Source organism: Parendozoicomonas sp. 2304DJ65-17 (assembly GCF_058148445.1).
This window is the reverse complement of sequence record NZ_JBYVJV010000014.1, coordinates 49386-68431: the sequence shown is the minus strand read 5'-3', so window position 1 is coordinate 68431 and position 19046 is coordinate 49386. Positions and strand designations below refer to the sequence as shown.

The window sequence follows — 19046 nt, the reverse complement described above, 5'->3', positions numbered from 1 at the left end:
AACAAGCCAACCCGCAGCATTGGCTGCGGGTTGGTAATGTAAACAGTAATATGACTTGAAGTTTACCGTATTTGCCTGTTTGCCGCTATCAGGATCAATCAGACAGTCGGAAGGTAATAAAGCCGGGTACTCCCCTGCGAATCAGGCGCATGGAGATGGTTTTATCAACCGGTAAAGAGCTGGTTATCTTCTTATAGGCTTCCGTACCGGATGCTTCCTCATGGTTGATATGGGTAATCACATCACCACTACGCAGACCATAAGCACGGCCAACCCCTGTACCCACTTCCGTAACCACAACACCCTTGACACCATCTTCCAACCCCAGACGTGCACGAGCGCCGTCGTCCAGGTTAGTGACAGAAATACCTAAACGATTGTCGGCACGCACGCTGCTGCGAACGGAACCCGTTTTCTCATTAGGCAACTCACCAACAGTTACACTGAGAGCTTGTTCCTTGCCACGACGCATCAAGACAACATCAACTTTCTTGCCAACGGGCGCACGACCAACGGCAATGGGCAGATCACTGGAAAATTTAATTTCCCGACCATTGAAGCGAGTAATAATATCACCAGCCTGCAGACCGCCCTTGGCAGCAGGTCCGTCAGGCAGCACCTGACTCAGAAGAGCTCCATGAGGACGCTTCAGACCAAAAGATTCAGCCAGGTTTCGATCAACGTCCTGAATCATCACTCCCAACCAGCCGCGGCTAACATGTCCATCCTCTCTGAGCTGGCGGGCAACGTCCATTGCATCATCAATAGGAATGGCGAAAGACAAGCCCATGAAGCCACCGGAACGGGTGTAAATCTGGGAGTTAATACCAACAACCTCCCCATCCATATTCAACAGCGGACCACCGGAGTTACCGGGATTAATAGGCACATCTGTCTGAATAAAGGGAACATAGTTTTCAGTAGGCAGGCTGCGATTAAGGGCGCTGATAATTCCCTTGGTCACCGAGTAATCAAATCCAAAGGGAGAACCAATAGCAAACACCCACTGGCCAGGCTTAAGGGTATCGGAATCACCGATCTTTACTGCGGGAAGATTCTTCCCTTCCACTTTCAGCAGCGCCAGGTCAGACTTCTTATCTGCACCAACCAATTTAGCTTTGTATTCACTGCGGTCGTTCAGGCGGACAATAATTTCATCCGCACCGTCTACAACATGGTTGTTGGTCAGCACATAACCATCTTTGGAAATAATAAAACCTGATCCCAGTGACTGTGGCTGAGGGCGGGATTCTTCCCGTGGAGCACCACCTCGCTCATCAGGAATCTGGAAGCCAAAGTAACGACGAAGGATTTCCGGCAGTTCTTCGCCGTATGGACCATACATCTGCCCGCGATCACGCTTAGGCTTAGTCATGGTACTGATATTTACAATTGCCGGAGAAGCGTTCTCCGCCAAAGTGGAAAAATCTGGAAGATTGCCAGCAACTGCTGGCTTTGCCGTCAGCAAAAAGGCACAGAGCAGTGCCATCCCCAAACTGAATAACAACGCTTCTGACCGTTTTAAGATCAGGCGGGATCCATCTTGAATCATGAATGCTATTTCCCGTAATGAACAATCATTGAAGTTTCTAGGGATCACTCCCGGGGGCATATCCTTTCAGGAGCTTTCTGGAGTAGAAAGCGGTACATGCCAGTACAACACCTCTGGCTGGTATTTGCTCTCTACTTTTGCGCGAGCTGTCCACCAGTGCACAAAACCAAATCCTGCCAATAGACCTGACAGGCTTGATAAAATCACTATTGGCTCAGCCAGCTTCAACTCCGTGCAAACAAAAGCACAAAGGATGAGAAGCAGGAGTGGAACCAGATAAACAAGGAAAGAGGCTGATACAACGGCATCTTCAGCCAGAGCAATCGTAACCTCATCCCCTTCACTTAAGGGGTAACGATTGGCTGCACGAATATAGGCATGACTGCGAGAAGGCTTTAATCGGCTCATAATCCCATGGCCACAGGTGTTTTGCGCCTGACAGCTACCACAGGTACTTTTTCGGAGAGTCTCTACCCAGACAAAGTCTTTATCGACTTTGACTATACGACCACATTCTTCAATCATGATGCTCTAAATCTACTTAAGGTGATCCACTCAGGAAGGAGTGCGGCCTCTTTTCTTATCCAACCGATGAAGACACAGTTTAGGAAAACTAGCCTTCATCTCTTTGAGGTTTAACAGACACAGCTACACGTTCCGCTGTGCCCAAAGGCACTTCACCGATAACCGTGACATTATAATAGGTATCTCCCTTTCGAAAGACCCTGGAAACAGCAGACGTTGCACCAATCTGTTCTGACGCCGGACCAAGTACGCGGGACTCATCTTCTTCAACAAAAACAGAAAACGCAGAAAGACCATCACTGTAGAGAACACTGTCTACCTTCTGTTTGGAGACCGGGCTATCGATTCGGTTATAGCCTGTCGCCTCAAAACCGGCTGGAATCCAGCCTGCATCCCAACCCGATGGGCGGACTTCGGTTGAATTCGGCTTATTAGCAACTGTTTCTTTCTTAACCCAGGTTACCGCCTGAGAAGGTTCTAGATCTTTTGAAGGAATTGTTTCTTGTACGGAAAAGTCAGCGAATTGCATACGCTCAAGAACTGCACCTTTCTCTCCAATCATTTCTGAACGCAGCAAAAGTCCGGTTTCCTGATCCAGCCAGAGAGCAAAACCGTAACGGTGATTATCTCTGGGCTGAACATCTATGCGCAGAACCTTTCTTCCAGCCACACGGTCTTCACCACCAAACAAGAGCCGATAAGACCGTCGCAAGTCATCTTGAAAATTCGCAATCCGCTCGATCAGCGCACTCATACCTTCAGAGTGGAAACGGCTGACATCCCCATCCGGGCGAATAAACGCAACCTGATCACCTTTCCGAACAATTTCCCGGTAAGGCCCATCCTGGTATATCAGGCGTTCGAGAATATTCTTGTCAGTAGGCTTGTGAAACACGCGAAATGTCATCAGACCAGCCGCATTCTCGTAAATTAATACCCCACGGTAAGAAATACGATCTGGCGCCGAAACCATACGCATTAGCCAGTCGGCTGGCGCTGCAAGGGCGGGAACAGTCTTTGGAGAAGAAGGGCTGACCTCTGAAGCCGCATAACTTGTAGAAGAGGCCAGAAACAGGCTGCAACTGAAAAGAGCCGCAGAAAACAAAATGGCAGTTGAAAAATCACTTACTGCAGAGCCGAGTTTTCCTTTACCCATAAATATCTCTATTCAGTCAAATCCGTACATCCCTGCATAAACAGGGTGGGAACACCCGGAGCTTCTATTCAGAAGCTCCAGGAGTGATTTCAAAACTGGCAGCCCGTACAAATGGCACAATGCCATGACCTTCACTGGCCGTGGTCTGTTCAGCGTGCTCCAGCATATAAGCGCGGAAACGACTCTGGGCAACCCGGTCTGCATAAACGCGAGCCTGATTCATCTGTTCAGGTGTCATACCTGACTGGTTGATTCCCAGACCTGCCTGCAAACCTCTGGCGCCAAACATATCCGCAGATGGCAGATTGCCGGAAGGTACATTAACCGGAGCCTGAACCGGCGCGGTTACCGCAGCCACCTCAACGCCACCAAGATCAGCATCGTTGCGGTTCGCTACATTCCAAGTCTGCACACCAACCACTGTAGCTGCCGCCACAGAAGCTGCCACAGCCAGGCGACCAAGGTTGGCGAACCATCCCTTACGACTATTGATGGAATGCACATTAGATGCTGGTGATGCTGTTTCCATCTCGGGAACAGGCTCGTCTGCAAGAGCAGCACTGATTGAGCTGGAAAGATCCACACCGGAAAAGTCATTACTTTCATGGCGAATAGCTTCGCCGATACGCTGGTAGCCTAAAGCCGCATCCCTGAGGTCCCGATCCTCACCAAGTTGTTCCAGCACTCTGTGCATTTCGAACTCATTGGCTTCACCATCCATCAGCGCGGAGAGAGATTCGCGCAGATGCTGTTGGGTCTTTTTGCTGGTATCACTCATAGGACACCTCACTGGTCATTATCAGTTTCACTCATCCCCCAGCAGCCAAAAAGGGCCAAAATACTCAATACATTAAGCTGTCCGGTTCAACAGAGGTTTAATCACTCTGTCGATCGCCTCCCGGGCACGGAAGATTCGAGAGCGAACCGTTCCGACCGGACAATCCATAACCTGTGCTATTTCTTCATAACTCAGGCCTTCAAATTCCCTCAGGGTCACTGCCGTTCTCAATTCATCCGGCAGGCTTTTAATCACCCCGAAAATTGCTTCTTCCACCTGGTTCTTCTGAAGGTTGTTCTCGGGAGTCTCGAGATCCTTCAGTGGATAGGTATTGTCATAGGACTCAGCGTCGTAGACATCCACATCCGTATCCGGGGGCCTTCTGCCCTTGGATACCAGGTGATTCTTCGCGGTGTTGATAGCGATTCTGTACAACCATGTATAGAACGCACTGTCTCCGCGAAACTGCCCCATAGCCCGGAATGCCTTGATAAAAGCTTCCTGGGTTACGTCCTGGACTTCCTGAAAGTCGTGGACGTAACTGCCTACAAGACCAAGAATCTTGTGCTGGTATTTAATAACAAGGAGGTCGAATGCACGTTTATCCCCCTTGCGAACCCGTTCAACCAGCTGCTGATCGGTTTCAGGTGCACTTGCCATATGCTGCCCTCAACGTTTTTGGCGAGCTATAGAGCCTAAGCCAAAAAGCATTCGCCCCGATCTAACACAGTAGACAGTAGAGCTAACAAAAAGTTCCATGATTTGATTCATTTTTTTCAATTTTGTGAAATTCCGATGACAGACACCTGCAATTTACCCGTAAAACACCAGACTAATTTCGATAAAAACACTCGAGTAACTGCGGTCTGCGGTGAAACTTCCTCAGCAAAATCTATCCAGAAAGCAAAATACCAATGAATATGGTATTCAAATCATTTCCTCTGATACATCTGTGCCTTAAGATTCACTCTAGCAAAAACATTATGCAACTCAGCACAACTTTTCGATAGCACCGTTTTCTTCTATGCCAGCAGACACGCAACGCGAATTTCATTACGACGCCCTGGTTATTGGCAGTGGCGCTGCCGGCCTTACTCTGGCTTTGCATCTTGCCGAAACAGCCAGAGTCGCCGTGCTCAGCAAACGGTCACTGGAAGCAGGCGCTACCTGGAAAGCGCAGGGAGGAGTTGCTGCCGTGTTAACGGATAGCGACTCCGTTGATCAACATGTCAGCGATACCCTTAATGCCGGCGCCGGTCTATGCCAAGAGCCAGCTGTTCGCTTCACCATTAAAAATGGCCCTGCTGCCATTCAGTGGATGATTGATAAAGGTGTACCTTTCACCCGTAATAGCAACGGTGAAGACTATCACCTCACCCGCGAAGGCGGCCACAGCCAGCGCCGTATCATCCATGCCGCAGATACCACAGGGCTCGCTATCGGCAATACCCTGTTGGAAAATGCTAAAAACCACCCTTCAATAGACCTGCTTGAAAATCATCTGGCCATTGACCTGATTACCACCAGCAAACTGGGCGTAACTGGCTGTAACCGCTGCATAGGCGCTTATGCGCTGGATATTGACAACAACATTGTCAATCTGTTCCGGGCAAAGTCCGTGGTATTGGCCACTGGGGGAGCCAGCAAGACTTACCTTTATACCAGCAATGACGACAGCGCGTCCGGAGATGGTATTGCTATGGGCTGGCGGGCCGGATGCCGGGTTGCCAATATGGAATTCAATCAGTTCCACCCAACCTGCCTCTATCACCCCGATGCCAGATCATTCCTAATTACAGAGGCTGTACGTGGTGAAGGCGGCAAACTGCTGCTGCCGGACGGCTCACAGTTCATGCATCGTTTTGATGAGCGGGGAGAATTAGCTCCACGGGATATTGTCGCCAGAGCCATCGACCATGAAATGAAGCGTCTGGGAGCAGATTGTGTTTATCTGGACATCAGCCACAAACCTTCTGCGTTTATCAAAGATCACTTCCCAGGTATTTATAACCGCTGCAAAGAACTGGGCATTGATATCACCAAAGAGCCTATCCCGGTTGTTCCTGCCTCTCACTATACCTGCGGAGGCCTGCTGGTTAACCATGAAGGCCGGACAGATATTGATGGGCTTTATGCTATTGGTGAAACCAGCTACACAGGTCTTCACGGGGCAAACCGTCTGGCTAGCAATTCCCTTCTGGAATGCCTGGTTTATGCCCGTTCTGCTGCAAGCCATATAGAGTCACAACTCGATGCTCCTCTTATAGATATAAAGGTTCCCGCCTGGGATGCCAGTCTGGTGACAGATTCTGATGAGGATGTTGTCATCAGCCACAACTGGGATGAACTGCGTCGGTTTATGTGGGATTACGTAGGTATTGTTAGAACAACAAAACGCCTTCTCAGGGCGAGAAACCGCATTTCTCTTCTGCAGAGGGAGATTAATGAGTTTTATAGTCACCACCGAATCAGCAGTGACTTTATTGAGCTGAGAAATCTAGCCCAAGTGGCAGAACTTATTATCGAGAGTGCCTTATCAAGGCGTGAGTCCCGTGGGCTTCACTTCACCAGGGATTATCCAGAGAAGCTGCCAGCAGTTGCTGACACCATTTTAAATCCTTCTATTTGAGCGTATTTAACCACCCAGTAAAAGATACACCCGGAGCTGACGAAAAGGCTCCGGAGGTACAGAATCTTTAAAAATAACAACACTTCTTCGCTCTACATTTCCGCCACAGTCTACCCGAAAAGACAGCGTCGTTAAAAACGACGTAATTAACTGCTCACCAACGGGCTCAGCATCAAGCCATTCGCCTTTAGCAGACTGCAATTTCCATGAGCCACGATAAAACCGCACTGACCTCACCGACTTAGAAGAGCAACGCCTGAAATCTCTACGAAATAAGTAAAAGAAGGAGAGAGCAATAAAAGGCCAAGCCAGTAAAAACCAGAACGCTATAGCGGAGAAGAGAGGAATAACAGCAGCAGAGATATGAACCCCGAGAGCCAGCCTGAGCCAAATGACAGACTGGCCGAGCTTCAGATCAATAGAAAATTCGCTCAATGCACAGGGGGAAGAGAACGGGAGCGCTCAATGATTTTTTCCACCATCGCTGCAAGACGCTTGTCTTCTGGCTCTTCTTTGTTCATAAACCAGACGAACAGATCTGCATCTTCACAAGCTAACAGCTCGTTATAACAGGCTTTATCTTCTTCACTCAGGCTTGGATAAACCTCTTTAGAAAACGGAACCAGAAGAACATCCAGCTCCAGCATGCCACGGCGGCTGTGCCAGAAAAGGCGGTTCATTTCTTCTTGTGTTGGTTGTGCTGTTTGTTTAGCCATCTGCAAATCCTGAAGCAGGCCCTTATTATGCTGCCTCATTATAGGGAGCCCAGACTCCACCACAAGGGTTTATACCCACAAAGCCAACAAGGGGCTGGGAAGAGCTGGCTAAAATCCACTATCATGGCCTCATCGCCCACCAGAGACATTGATGTTTCAAAATGACCAGTAATGAGTGGCACACATGGCTTGAGAGCCAGAACATTGCCGTTAGCCACGGCATGATTACTTCAGCATCAGCCAACAGCACCGAAGGTACCTGGCTGACTCTGCTCGGACATCAGCACTTGCTGACTTTTTCCGGAAAAGAAAATCGAAAGTTTCTTCAGGGTCAACTGACCTGTGATGTCGAGAAACTGGGCAATGGCCAAACAACTCTCGGAGCCTGCTGCACGCCAAAAGGCCGAATGGTTGCCAATTTCAGAGTCGTTGCCCACAACGATGACCTTATCTTCAACCTTCCGGCGGATCAGAGTGACGCACTGCATGAACACCTGAAGAAGTACGCTATGTTCTTCCGCACAGTATCCATCAATCAGCAAAACGATGAATGGGTTCGACTCGGCCTTGCTGGAGATAAGGCTTCTGAGTTATTGACAGAGCTGTTTGGCCAAGCTCCGGAAGCTGGTGCCATTACAGAAAATGAGCATGGTCTGGCATTTATTGCCTCCAGCTTTAGCCAGCGCTATGAGCTCTGGATTAAACCTGAACAGGCACGGAAGGTATGGGAAAAACTTGCCGCCAAAGCAGCTGTCGTATCAACCACAGAGTGGCAGTTAAGTGATATTCAGGACGGTATTGCCTGGGTAACCGAAGCATCCAGAGATGCCTGGATTCCCCAACACCTGAACTGGCAGGCTATCGACGGCGTTTCCTTTAAAAAGGGCTGCTACACCGGCCAGGAAATTGTGGCGCGCATGAAATATCTGGGTAAACTGAAAAGCCGCATGTACCGCTTCACTCTTGAAGGGCAAGATTTACCAGCTACTGGTTCTGCCATTAACAACCAAAGCGGCAATAAAACCGGAGATGTTGTTGCAGCAATTCCGTCTGCAGGCCAAAACCATATCGAGCTGCTGGCAGTTGTACGTAAGGATGATACAGCAGTCGAGCTGACCCTCGCAGAATCCGACCAAGCGCTACAACTGCAAGATCTTCCCTACCCAGTAGAAGACTGAAATCTCAAAGCATTAGCTGAGCAGGGTTAAGCCTACTCAGCTAATTTTTCCCGCAGTGAAGCAACCGTTTTAGCGGCGGCTGCATAATCGAAGCTTTCAATTTCTAACTGAATCTGCTCAAGCTGGTTGTAGCTGTGTTCAGCTCCCAACGACTGCTTTAGCTGTTGGAATGTACCCGCAGCATCAATCTCTCCCCCCATAAGTTCTGCATAAAGTCGCTGAATAAGAACAATGGAGCTTTCATCATTGTCGCCATGCCTGGAAACGTCAGAGTCCTGAGGGTCGTCCGGTAAAGTGATGCCATCCAACTCAGCCAGAACCTTCTCCATCTCCCCCAGCAGAGTCTCCATAACATCTGTAAGAGCAGCAGGTTCTACTGAGCTGTTGGCTGCCATTCTTTCTACTGCTGCTGCCGCCTCACCTAAAGTCTCCATACCCAGATTACCGGCAACACTTTTCAAACTGTGGGCCTGAAAGCGCAGCTCATCGGTATCGCCCTGAGCCCAAACGTTCTGAACGATCTCACAGAAATTGTGATTATCTTCCTTAAAGCGATGCAGCAATTGCTTGTAGAGTTTTTCATCCCCCATCAGGCGATTCAGTCCCTGCTGCACATTCACACCAGGAATTGTTTTAAGAACTGTCCGGACCGCAATTGCGTTATGCGCCTCCTTAGTGTCCTCGCTCTGGGTTGGAAGGTAGCGTGCAACCAGTTTATGTAACTGTTCTACCACCAGTGGCTTGGAGATATGGTCATTCATACCGGCAGCAATGCAACGGTTTCTGTCTTCCACCATGGCGTGGGCTGTCATAGCAATAACAGGGAGGGAAAAACTGTCTGGCAACTGACGAATAGCACGGGCGGCACTGTAACCGTCCATCACCGGCATCTGGATGTCCATAAACACCAGATCAAATTCTTCTTCAGAAACTTTTTCTACAGCCTTCTGCCCATCATTAACAACTGTGACGTCAGCTCCCATTCGCCTTAACAAAGCAACAGCAACCTGCTGGTTAACTTCATTATCCTCAGCCAAAAGAATGCGGTTATGCCCTTTGACAAGGTGAACAAACATTGAGTCTGATGATTCAATGACTTGGGGAGCTTCAGAGACCCCCAACACAACTTCAAAGTAGAAACGGCTGCCCTGCCCCTGAGTTGATTCAACACGAATAGTCCCACCCATCAACTCAATAAGCCGCTTGCAAATCGTTAATCCAAGCCCCGTACCTCCGAACCGCCGGGTTGTTGAACTATCCACCTGAGAGAACGATTCAAAGAGAACGACAAGCTTGTCTGCGGCTATACCTATCCCCGTATCTATTACTGCAAAGGAAAGCCCCACTTTCCCTTTATTTCTTCTCGATCTATCGCTGCGTTTCCAATCAGAAGTGACACTGATATCTACAGCAACCTCACCAGAAGAGGTAAATTTGATGCCATTGAAAACCAGATTGAGCAGTATCTGGCCAAGTCTGAGTGAATCACCCTCCAGCCACTCAGGAACATCGTCATCGCAATTGATGCGAAAATCTATTCCTTTATTGCGCGCCTGAATCGACACCATGCCATAAAGGTTATCCAGCACTTGAGGCAGGGAGAAAGGCGCATTTTCCAGAACCATCTTCCCGGCTTCAATTTTTGAGAAATCGAGAATATCATTGATGATACCCAGCAAAACCTCTGCGGCATTACAGACCTTGCCAACATAATCTTTTTGAACCGTATTCAATTCGGTTTCCAGAACCAGTTGACTCATACCCATGATGGCATTCATGGGTGTACGAATTTCATGACTCATGTTAGCCAGAAACTCACTCTTAGCCTGACTTGCTTTATCAGCCTCTTCCTTTGCATGGCGAAGAGCTTCTTCCTGTGCCTTTCTCTCTGAAATATTCCGGCAGGTGGCAAACATAAAGCCCTCACCTTCGTACTCCATGTAGCTTGCCGTAATTTCTACCGGGAACTGTTCTCCATTGTGGGCCTGACGCAATGTTTCATAAGTGCAGATCCCCATGCTCTTAAGCTGCTGCCAGAATATCTGCCAGCTCTTGCTGTTCATTTCAGGATTTATTTCAGTGATATTTTTCTTCAACAGCTCATCACGAGAATACCCCAATGACTGTGCAGCTGATTCATTAGCATATTTATGAGAGCCATCCTGCCGCAGCCAGTGGATATGGTCGCCGGATCGATCGAGAGAAAAGCGAGCCATTGCCAGCTCTCTTTCCCACTCCTTCTGCTCTGTTATATCGATAATTGTCCCGATAGCCCGAAGTGGGTTTCCGGTCACGTCACGGCTGATGACCTTACCTTTCATACTGACCGTGGCATAACTCCCACTTCTGCACCGAAGACGGAAAACCAGCTGAAAAGGCAAATTACTGGAGCTGAAAACCCGCTGTATATATTGAACGACTTCCGTTTTATCTCCCGGATGAATCATCCGCCTCCAGGCAACTTCCGTTTCAGCAATATCACCCGGTCTATACCCAAGCATCGCCATATAGCGCGCGCTGTAATAAATACAATTGTCGGCAAGATCCCAATCCCACAAACCATCCGTAGCAGCATCCATTGCCAGTTGATAACGCTCTTCACTGGTTCGAAGGGCATCTTCTGCCTGCTTCCGGGAATAACTGATGGCCACAAGCTCACCCACCCGGCGCATGAGCATAACTTCATCTGCTCCCCAAACCCGGTCATAGGTACAAGTCTGGGCAAGAAAACCAATAACCTTGCCAGCCTGAAGCATAGGCACATGGATAACAGAGTGAGCACCCAACGTGCTCATTGCTTTGATAAATTTCGGGAAGTTGTTATTCAGCTGAGAAACCCGTACCTGACAAACACTGCCCAGCAACGGAGTTTTATAAAGATCGGTGTAATCTGAGCGGGTTAACAGACAAAGTTGCTCACTTTTGTCTTCGTTCAAATCGTGAAAACTTCCCACCCAGGGGACAGACAGACGAGAGCCTGAATTATCAATCATCACCACCCAACTGTATAACGAACTCTGGAAAGCGGTCAGTGTTTCCAGCGTCTCGTAAACAGCATTGTCGAGGGGACAATCCATAAACTGCCGGGTTATAGAGCTGAGAATCCGGTCATTTTCCGCCCGGGTGCGCAACATTCCTTCTACACGCTGACGTTCTGTGACTTCGCGGAATAATCTCCTGTTCCAGTACACAAACATAACCAGCACAGCCAAAACCAAAGCAATGGCAGCAAGCACTCCGGGATGAAGTTTGGCTGGAGCAACAGGGATATTGATCCATTTGTCTCTTATTGCCTGTTTTTCCTCTTGGGAAAAATCATTCAATGTTTTGTTGATAATCTGGGCAAAAACCGGATAGCCCCGGGTTGAGGCCAATTTTAATGTGTGTTGCAGCCCAGTGTCTCTGGCAACTTTTAAGTTGGTGATATTCAGCTGCTCAATCAGGTAGCTGGCCGAAGACAGGTTTGTAACCAAAACATCAATAGAGCCGACTGAAACCATAGTCAGCCCATCAGCTACGTTTTTTACTTCTGTCAGAACCAGATCTGGATACTTGGCTGCCAGATAAGTCTTCGTCCGATAACTTTTGACATACCCCAGATTTATACCTTTTAAATCCGTACCAGGAGCTATAGCAGGAAATGAATCTCTGGTTATGACAACGGTAGGAACATTCATCAGTGGCACTGAATACTCAACATCGTCATTCTGTCTGACAGCATCAAGACTCAGTACAGGGGCAATGGTTGCTTCGCCAAAGAACAGTCGTCGCTTACTCTCTTCCCAGCCGTGACTGAATTGAAAAGAGAATCTCACCCCAAGCTTCTTTTCAATAGCTTTCAGGTAGTCAACAGCTATGCCGTCAAGCTTCCCGTCCTCACTGGTAAACGACAATGGTGGCAAATCTGTCTCGACAACAACAGGGATAATAGGATTTTCACGCAACCACTGCTGCTCAGTATCCGACAACTGAAGAGATTTATCTGGCCCCCGAAAAAAGCGATATCGGTCCTCTTCAATCCAGCGAGCTTCAATTGCAACAAGCTCTGAAGGTGAAAGCTGGCTAAACCCTTTGTTTATTAAAGTTTTTAATTGATCCTGCTCAGTGCGAATGGCTGGACTCAGATCTTCCCTCAGCAGACTACTATCCACACTGGCAATATTTCGATTCAGGGAAGATTGCTTCAGAAGGTGTGAAATAGCGATTTCTTCAGCAACAAATGTTCGTATGGAGCCACTCGATAGAGCACGCACCATATCCTGATTTGACTCGAAAGGAACCAGTATCGATCCTGGCAACCACTTCTCAACAAACTCAGCCTGAGCAGACCCACCAACAACACCTATGCGCTGCCCGCTTAATGTGTTGTATCCACCAACAGGGCCAATATCTTTCCGGTAGTAAAACGTTGAAGCGATCACATAAGCCGGGTTGAGAAAACGAAGCCAGTCCCTTTGCTCTCTGGTTTTAGACATGGAGGCATAAATATCAACCTCACCATTCTCCAATGCCTGAATATTATGGCTGGCAGTTCCGGCCTTGAAGACAACAGTTGTTCCTGTTTTCTTAGCCCAGTTACGCCAGAGGTCTACAAACAATCCACTTGGTTCGCCAAGGGCATCAATAAAAGACAGCGGAGGAATATCTGAATCAACAGCAACAATAATGGGTTTAGCACTCTTATCCGGGTAGATAAGAGCATGGATCGTATCCCTCTGGTAAGCATCCCCCCACTTTGTCTCACCACTGTGTATGAAAGATTTGAGCCGTTCCTTCAATGCAATACTGTTGTCAGGGACTTTAACCACGTAGTTCAATCTGAGGCGAGCAGAAGGTACAGGTATAAAATCCTTCGTCAGACCACTTTCACCCAAAAAGGCGTCAGTGGAGTTGCGGTTACCAAAAAGCCACTGGACTTTCCTTTGCTGAATACTATCCCACAGTTCCTCAACACTGGAGACTTCCAGGAGCTGCCATTCGGGATGGTTTTTCTTTAACCAAAGAGAGGCCGGGCCTCCCGTCCATACAGCAACAGTATCATTGTGCTCTGGCGTAGAACGCTGCAGGTAATTCTCTCTATAGAGTTCAAGAGGGGTAGTGGCCAGAACTGTCTGCCCATTACAGTGCCCCTCTTCGCAGAACATCGTTTGAAGATCACTCCCCCCGGAGCGGACTGACTCTCCCGCCAGCTCCCATGTGGCAAACGCTTTCTGATGCACCGGCTGATTGTACTTACTGGTCCACTGCTGCCAGTAACCATCCATCATACCCAGAGTAATCGTTACCTGGTCATCAGTAGAAAGAAAACCATTAGTAAAAGCGACCCTAAGAGGGGGATTGCTCTCAGCCCCTACAAGGCAGGAACTCACAAGAAGAGTCAGGAAAACAAAATACCGAAAAGGGAAACGGACACGCCCAGCCCCCATTCTGCTCTTTTTTATCATCAGAACCACAGGCAGAATCACAATAATCGCAGGCTAGTTTATAAGAAACTCGCCACCTGCTGGTTTAATAGAGATCAATAAACCAACAGGTGACTTTGTTTTACATTTCTTTCAAAGGATGCTGACCGCCGGACCAGGGGGAAGAAAAGTAGGGGGAAAGGTCAGAGGCCTTCACGTCATTCAGGCTCGCAGGAGTCCATTTGGGAGAACTGCCTCTTTCCAGCAGCAGTGCCCTGACACCTTCAGCAAAGTTAGGACCTCTCAAACAACCAACAGCCATTTCCAGCTCCATCCTGAAAACATCAGCAAGAGACAGGTGCTTTGACCGTTCCAGCTGTTCGAACACAAGACCAGCCGTTAGCGGGCACCCTTTTTCAAGGGAATCTCCCGCCCGCTGCCACCAATCTCCAGACTGGTTTCTGATGTTGCTCAAGACTTCATTAGGCGTTTCGGCATCCGTAACCTTTTGAAGATCATCAAAATTTTCCTGAATCGGCGAAACAGGCTTGGCCACAGATTGCTGCTTTTCCAACGCCCGGAGTAAACTTGTCAAAGCCCGGTGGTTAGCCTGCTCCGCGCTCTGCCACTCTGTGCTCTTCATCAGATTAATAACTTCCGGTAAAGAGTCGCTCTCAAGCAAGCGGTCAGCAATTCCACAGAACAGTGCATCACTGGCATTCATACGTGTTCCAGTCAGACCAAGGAACAATCCTGTACGGCCAGGCATTCTCCCGAGAATCCAACTCCCACCAACATCCGGGAACAAGCCGATAGATACTTCCGGCATTGCCAGCTTTGATGAGGGTGTGACCACCCGGTGCGATGCTCCAGCCATCAGGCCTATACCACCACCCATGACAATACCGCTACCCCAGCAGAGTACAGGCTTTGGAAATGTATGAATCAGATGGTCCAGCCGATATTCCCGGGAGAAAAATGCCTCCCCATAAGGGTTTGGTCCAAAGTCGCTTTCAATGACAGAAGCGTGAAGCTGGCGGATATCCCCACCGGCACAGAACGCCTTTTCGCCCGCGCCATCAAGTACAACCACAGCGACATCGTTATCATTTTCCCATTGCTGGAATTGTTCATGCAGAGCATCAATCATATCCAGTGTCAGAGCATTCAAACTGGCCTGAGCATCTAGAGTGGCCCGTACAATTTTGTGCCCGGAGACACTGGCATATTCCTGAAATTGAACCTGACAGTTTTTTGTCATTTTTAAAACCTCTCCCCCTCTACGGCAACCATGTGCCATTAGGCCAGTCACACCATAGCCTTTCAAGGTCGGAACCGGCCAAGCCATTAAAGAGCTGCCGTAGAAACGCGATAAATGATTGAGAATCCAAAACTGGAGCTGTAGGACAATGCCTGTTTCCTGCGAGATGAGTCAGGAGAAGACCAAATCAAAGTCAGAGCTTCTCTGTGATCAGATTGACGAAATAATCAAGCAAGCCCAGAAGCAGGTCACTTCCTTTGAAAAAACCAAGGAAGAGTTCGAGTTTGAACCCGGCCTGCTTAAAAAAGCGATGAGCATGAAGCTGGGCTCTGAAGAAGATATCAAGCAGGTTGCCTCTGAAATGAAGGCCTGGAAGACGGAAGTCAAAACTGAAGTCAAATCCGCGGTTATGGCCAAGAAGCAAGAGCTGAGGCTTGAACGCAAAGAGCGTCGCAAAAATCTCAAGCAACCTTTGGCGGAAAAGAAAGCCACAACCAAGCGCACCAAGAAGAAGCGCGGCGGTTTCATTTAATCAGGAGACAGTGGCATGAGCGGTATTCAGACTGGCGGCCAGAATATTGGTGGCATTCAGCAGACAGGGCTGCAGGGTGTTGACCTTAATGACAAACACCTCAGCATCGGTGACCTGAATACACTGGTTATGCTGGAGCGCTCAGAAATTCTGGATAAACAGATCAGGGACCAGATTGGCCTGGTCCACAAGAAAAACGAACAAATCCGTTCACTGAATCAGATTCAGTCGAAACTCCTGAATCACAAAACCACCACCACAGCAGTGAGTGAAAACACCTGGACCGTTGACCACAATAAAGATCCCAAAGAAATAGCCCTGGATAACGGTTACAAGATTCAGATTCATGGCAAGGACGAAAGTTTCACTATCATGGACGCCAACGGTAATACGACCAAGATCTGGGGAGACCCACACGTAAATGAGGGCGATCGCAGCGGTAACAAGCAGTGGGACTTCCAGGAAGATGCCACATTTATGCTGGATGACGGTACCAAAATCACAGTAAAAACCAAGGACATTGGCCGTAGGGATAAAAACGTTTTTGCTGATGAACTCATTATCACCAAAGCGAACCAGTCCATTCACGTAACAGGCATAACAGCGAATGATCCCCAGATAGGAAAACCGGAATTGAACGGTGCACAGCTGGATGCGGCCACCAATGATGGATATATTTTCAAAATGGGTGATCAGGCTGATGACTGGCTCTTCAATGGTGAAGAGATCAGTGGAGGCTTTAAGAACGTAACGGAAGGGCAAGGCGACTTAACTCACGAAGAGGTCGTGGAAGCTAACCAAACCATTCAGCAATTGCTCACGCCAGAGGAGCAGGCTCTTTTAGATGAATTGGGCATCACTGTTTACGACGCCAGTGGTTCAGGCATGCTGACCCCAGAAGAAATCTCCAACCTGACCGAACAGTTAAAGAGTACAAAAGAATCTCTCACCAGTACCTCTCAGCTGGATATGGTGCAGCTTCAATCCCTGACCGGTAAGTATGAGCAAACCAACTCACTGGCTTCCCAGGTTATGAAGCAGCAGTACAGCCAGGCCAAGGAAATCATACGGAATATCTGATGGCGACCGAAGGCAAGGATATCAGGGACGTTCTCGCAGACAGCGACAAGCTGATCAAAACCGGCGAGAACAGCCTCAAAAGAATGGAAAAGGTTCGCAAAGAACTTGGCTTGCAGGCTGGTGCCAGCAAAGAGTTTCTTGAGCATATTCCTGCCAACGCCGAAGAACGCCAGAAAGCCCAGAAAGAACTCAAAGAGTTTATGGACGGCGCAAACCTTGAACCCAATGAGGATTCAAAAGGCAATAAGAAAAAGAACAAAAAACGCAGCCGCCTAGCCAAAGCTATGAACAAACAGCTGCGTATCTGATCAATTCAACCTTTTTAAGCCATTACTGGCTGCTGCCCACCTTCCTCTACAGCGACTTCACTTAACTGCCAGTTCACTGGTGCCTGACCATGTTGCACCAGGTACTCATTGGCGCGGGAAAAAGGACGGCTGCCAAAGAATCCCCGATAAGAAGACAGCGGTGAAGGATGTGGTGATTTAATTACGCAATGGCGAGATGCATCGATAAAGTTACCTTTACGCTGCGCGTAACTGCCCCAAAGAATAAAGACAAGATTATCCCGGCTATCGTTCAGCTCCCGAATAATCCGGTCAGTAAACTCTTCCCAACCCTGCCCTTGATGGGATGCCGCCTGCTTATGCTGCACAGATAACACGGCATTCAGAAGCAGAACACCTTCACGAGCCCACTGCTCAAGAAAACCATGCCTGACCGGAGGAATACCAAGATCACTTTCCAGTTCTTTATAAATATTAATAAGAGACGGTGGCGGCTGAACACCCGGACGAACAGAGAAGCTAAGACCATGAGCCTGACCAGGGCCGTGATAAGGGTCCTGCCCCAGAATCACAACCTTTACGGATTCGAAAGGCGTCAGATCCATAGCCCGAAAATATTCCGAACCTTTAGGATATACGACCTTCCCAGACTGTTTCTCACTTACCAGAAAAGCCCGCAGACGCTGCATATACTCTTTTGAGAATTCGTCACCAATACGGTTCTTCCAGCTGTCTGCCAACCTGATATCAGGCATGCCTCTCTCCAAAAACAAGTACGCTTAATTTGAAATACAGGCCACTAGTCGTTTTTTTTGATCAACAACCATTCCTGTCAGACTCTTCGAAACCTTATCCACAGCATCCATCACCAGATATCCCTGCTCACAACGGGCAACAAAGTCTGCGGGCTTTGTAGAAACAGTCTGAGCAAGGCCAGGAGTATTAGCAAGCAGGGAAAATTCAGAAACATATAGAGCATCTTCAATAGAAGAATGCTTCACATAGCCGTTATTGTGAAGAACAAAGACGGTTCCCACAATCGAGATCAGCGCAACTAGAATTAATTGTATGGTGTTGTTTATTTTCATAAGGCCCTGCCTGAAATTCTGCAGGGCCATTTTATATGAGTGTAGGACTGGCAGGAAATATCTACTTTGCAACAGGCTCTTCGAAAACACCATGCAGCATATGCTGAAGGCCACGTCCGATAAAGTTGCGAATAGCGACTTCATCAAACTCACCGACTGGTCTCATCAAACCCTGATACTCGGCCGCAAAAATCAGCTCAGTCATCAAAGCAGCATCAACATCAGGTGCTTTGGAACCAGCCTCCGAGAACATCTTTCTCAGATCTGCATGAAGATACTCAGAGTGCTTACTGGCTATGGCTTTAAGGTTTTCATTACGCAAACATTCCAGACGAAATGCCTGTTCTGCCAGAAGGTAATCCCGGTGCTCCAGCAACTGGGTTCGCAAATATTGAACAACCAGATCAAGAATACCGCCAAGAACTGCTGAGCGTTTCTCTGGTACATTTCTGAGTTGGTGCAAAGCACCAATAAGAGTTTCTTCTGACTCATTCCAGAAGAAACGATATTTCTCAACGCCAACCTCTACAAACAGGGTAAAGGTGTCTGTAATCAGATCGGAAATATCTTTGAAATAATATGTTGTAGCCGATAAAGGAACATCAGCTTCCTTAGCCACAGCCCGGTGTCGAACGCCCCGTACACCTTCGCGAACAACAATCCGCAATGCTGCTTCAAGAATAGCTCTGCGGCGTTGTTCACTGCCTGCACGACTTGTTTTGCGACCCTGATACTTCAGGGACGGCGCTTTTTCAGATGCTTCTTTGGTTGCTTCCATCGGAAAAGCCTTTGTTATGCTGTGGTGCCCGACCCCCACACCTGGCCACCTGAGTGTTTTTATACCAGTCCTTCATCAAAGAAG

Annotated in this window: 17 protein-coding genes; 5 read left to right on the top strand and 12 right to left on the bottom strand. The window is 48.4% G+C overall.

The genetic code is table 11. The features are described 5' to 3' along the window. Positions 1-94 precede the first annotated feature (94 nt). The 5 genes from ACY2RR_RS23265 to rpoE form a co-directional block, all read right to left on the bottom strand. Positions 95-1552, bottom strand: a complete 1458-nt coding sequence (locus ACY2RR_RS23265) for a DegQ family serine endoprotease (protein WP_490110594.1) — start codon at positions 1550-1552, stop codon at positions 95-97. 66 nt (positions 1553-1618) lie between these two features. Next, on the bottom strand, positions 1619-2077 hold the full coding sequence (locus ACY2RR_RS23260) for a SoxR reducing system RseC family protein (RefSeq protein ID WP_490110593.1): 459 nt from the start codon (positions 2075-2077) through the stop codon (positions 1619-1621). A gap of 88 nt (positions 2078-2165) precedes the next feature. Beyond that, the gene (locus ACY2RR_RS23255) at positions 2166-3233 is read right to left on the bottom strand and encodes a MucB/RseB C-terminal domain-containing protein (RefSeq protein WP_490110592.1); all 1068 of its coding nucleotides are present in this window, start codon (positions 3231-3233) and stop codon (positions 2166-2168) included. 64 nt (positions 3234-3297) lie between these two features. After that, positions 3298-4011, bottom strand: coding sequence for a sigma-E factor negative regulatory protein (locus ACY2RR_RS23250; protein ID WP_490110591.1), 714 nt, complete (start codon positions 4009-4011; stop codon positions 3298-3300). Positions 4012-4083: 72 nt separating this feature from the next. Next, complete coding sequence (gene rpoE, locus ACY2RR_RS23245; protein ID WP_490110590.1) at positions 4084-4671, bottom strand: RNA polymerase sigma factor RpoE; 588 nt, start codon at positions 4669-4671, stop codon at positions 4084-4086. 364 nt (positions 4672-5035) lie between these two features. Between rpoE and nadB the strand changes: the two genes are divergently transcribed. Further along, a complete protein-coding gene (gene nadB, locus ACY2RR_RS23240; protein WP_490110589.1) occupies positions 5036-6640 on the top strand; it encodes an L-aspartate oxidase in 1605 nt (534 codons plus the stop codon). A 6-nt stretch (positions 6641-6646) separates the two neighbouring features. On the opposite strand, the gene ACY2RR_RS23235 is transcribed toward nadB, so the two are convergent. Both ACY2RR_RS23235 and ACY2RR_RS23230 read right to left on the bottom strand, forming a co-directional pair. Further along, positions 6647-7075, bottom strand: a complete 429-nt coding sequence (locus tag ACY2RR_RS23235; protein ID WP_490110588.1) for a protein YgfX — start codon at positions 7073-7075, stop codon at positions 6647-6649. Further along, entirely contained in the window at positions 7072-7356 is a 285-nt protein-coding gene (locus ACY2RR_RS23230) for an FAD assembly factor SdhE (RefSeq protein WP_490110587.1), read from the bottom strand. Before ACY2RR_RS23230 ends, ACY2RR_RS23235 begins: the two co-directional genes overlap by 4 nt. A gap of 161 nt (positions 7357-7517) precedes the next feature. On the opposite strand from ACY2RR_RS23230, the gene ygfZ reads away from it, so the two are divergent. Then, positions 7518-8534 (top strand): CAF17-like 4Fe-4S cluster assembly/insertion protein YgfZ, encoded by a 1017-nt coding sequence (ygfZ, locus tag ACY2RR_RS23225; RefSeq protein ID WP_490110586.1) that lies wholly within the window; start codon positions 7518-7520, stop codon positions 8532-8534. A 32-nt stretch (positions 8535-8566) separates the two neighbouring features. On the opposite strand, the gene ACY2RR_RS23220 is transcribed toward ygfZ, so the two are convergent. Both ACY2RR_RS23220 and ACY2RR_RS23215 read right to left on the bottom strand, forming a co-directional pair. After that, positions 8567-13960, bottom strand: a complete 5394-nt coding sequence (locus ACY2RR_RS23220; RefSeq protein ID WP_490110585.1) for a transporter substrate-binding domain-containing protein — start codon at positions 13958-13960, stop codon at positions 8567-8569. A 118-nt stretch (positions 13961-14078) separates the two neighbouring features. Beyond that, positions 14079-15197: an enoyl-CoA hydratase/isomerase family protein gene (locus ACY2RR_RS23215; protein WP_490110584.1), complete on the bottom strand. Its 1119-nt coding sequence runs from the start codon at positions 15195-15197 to the stop codon at positions 14079-14081. 148 nt (positions 15198-15345) lie between these two features. Here ACY2RR_RS23215 and ACY2RR_RS23210 point away from each other — a divergent pair, with 148 nt between their 5' ends. The 3 genes from ACY2RR_RS23210 to ACY2RR_RS23200 are packed head-to-tail and all read left to right on the top strand — an operon-like array spanning position 15346 to position 17117. Further along, positions 15346-15729: a hypothetical protein gene (locus ACY2RR_RS23210; RefSeq protein ID WP_490110583.1), complete on the top strand. Its 384-nt coding sequence runs from the start codon at positions 15346-15348 to the stop codon at positions 15727-15729. 15 nt (positions 15730-15744) lie between these two features. After that, positions 15745-16809 (top strand): DUF1521 domain-containing protein, encoded by a 1065-nt coding sequence (locus ACY2RR_RS23205; protein WP_490110582.1) that lies wholly within the window; start codon positions 15745-15747, stop codon positions 16807-16809. Beyond that, positions 16809-17117 carry a hypothetical protein gene (locus ACY2RR_RS23200; protein WP_490110581.1) on the top strand — a complete coding sequence of 103 codons (309 nt, stop codon included), beginning with the start codon at positions 16809-16811 and terminating at the stop codon, positions 17115-17117. The genes ACY2RR_RS23205 and ACY2RR_RS23200 overlap by 1 nt, the downstream gene beginning before the upstream one ends. A 14-nt stretch (positions 17118-17131) precedes the next feature. On the opposite strand, the gene ung is transcribed toward ACY2RR_RS23200, so the two are convergent. The 3 genes from ung to ACY2RR_RS23185 all read right to left on the bottom strand — a co-directional run bounded on the left by ung (position 17132) and on the right by ACY2RR_RS23185 (position 18962). Next, positions 17132-17851: a uracil-DNA glycosylase gene (gene ung, locus ACY2RR_RS23195; protein ID WP_490110580.1), complete on the bottom strand. Its 720-nt coding sequence runs from the start codon at positions 17849-17851 to the stop codon at positions 17132-17134. Positions 17852-17875: 24 nt separating this feature from the next. Next, a complete protein-coding gene (locus ACY2RR_RS23190; RefSeq protein WP_490110579.1) occupies positions 17876-18184 on the bottom strand; it encodes a PA3694 family proteiin in 309 nt (102 codons plus the stop codon). 61 nt (positions 18185-18245) lie between these two features. Next, positions 18246-18962: a TetR/AcrR family transcriptional regulator gene (locus ACY2RR_RS23185; RefSeq protein ID WP_490110578.1), complete on the bottom strand. Its 717-nt coding sequence runs from the start codon at positions 18960-18962 to the stop codon at positions 18246-18248. Between the last annotated feature and the right edge of the window lie 84 nt (positions 18963-19046).